At 25.3% G+C, this 1,355-nt stretch carries 1 pseudogene; it reads right to left on the minus strand.

From position 1 onward, the window contains the following. Nucleotides 1-522: 522 nt before the first annotated feature. Nucleotides 523-1,148, minus strand: a pseudogene (locus RGC78_RS16075) (Gfo/Idh/MocA family protein); the annotation flags it as partial. Between the last annotated feature and the right edge of the window lie 207 nt (nucleotides 1,149-1,355).

The raw sequence follows: 1,355 nt of genomic DNA on the forward strand, positions 1-1,355 counted from the left end.
AAGTTTTTTAATCAGTTGAAATCTAATTTCTTAACTTCTTTTTAACTTGTTTGCCGCATCTCTCAGCGACGTGTTTTATCTTACCATATATGTTAATTGCCTTTGGCATATAAATATGCATATTTTAAAGTTAACTCTATAATACTAGTAAATTCTTTATAATTCTCATTTATTTAATTACTGATACACTAGGAACCGTTATATTGATGTTTGTTTATATAAACTCATAAATCACCTTATTAAAATCATAATTTTAATATTTTATGATTTTAGTATTAGTTTTCTAATTCTATTAAAGTCTAGCAAATGTAATATATATAGATTGTAAATCAACTTTTTATTAACTATACTTCTATTTTATCTATAGTTTTTTTCTTAATTATTTAATTAAATATACATTGGTCAATTACACTAAATAAAAAATATAGTATTTATATGTCAAATATATGAATTGATAATGTAGAATGTATTAATTTCCCTTGGATAAATTAATACAAGTTACTTATTTTGTATATTAGTTTGCTATTTTAATTTTTCATATTCAGAACAATCAACCCTAACTAATTCTCCAATTTCAAAAGATCCTTTACATGCATATCCAACAATAGTTGATAAGACGCCATCTTCAACAGTAACAACTGGCTTTCTATTTTCTAATACACAATTAACAAATTCTTTAACCTCTGCTAAATATGCATCCTCAAATCTTTTTAAAAATCCACCAGCACATTCATTATTAATTCCATTATCATTAAATACCGTTACTAAATTTTTATCTGGAGTTGTTCCAATTCTTAATGTTCCTTTAGTTCCTATTATTTCAGTTTCTATATGATATCCATGAGCACAATTTCTGCCAGCAACAAGTAGTGTCATAGTTCCATTTTTTAACTTAACCATAGCGGCTACAGTTTCAGCATCATTTATTTTATCAAATTCTTTATGTTCATAAGCTCCTCCTATTTCCCATAGCATCTTACCAAGACAACCTTACCTATAGACCCCTCTTCAATTTTTTGTTTAGCATAAGCATATGATTTATCATACCTTCTCATAAATCCAAGCATAAATATTTTTTCCAAATGAGAATTTACAGCTTTCATAGCTTCTAATGCATCTTCTAAATATAATCCAAGTGGCTTTTCATTAAGTGTTATAGTTAGAAAAATAAACTATAAAGAAAGTCTGCTAAGGAGTAATTATTAATAAAAACCCAATATAATGTTTATAATGTTGTGGATAAACTTATAAAAGGAAAGAAAAAAGTGCAATACTAATTAAAATAAATAGTATTGCACTTAACATATATAACTTTTACTTAAAAAAGAACAACATCTCATGGACTTTTTTATTTC

Origin of the sequence: Clostridium aquiflavi, assembly GCF_031344075.1 — a bacterium.
Taxonomy (GTDB): domain Bacteria; phylum Bacillota; class Clostridia; order Clostridiales; family Clostridiaceae; genus Clostridium; species Clostridium aquiflavi.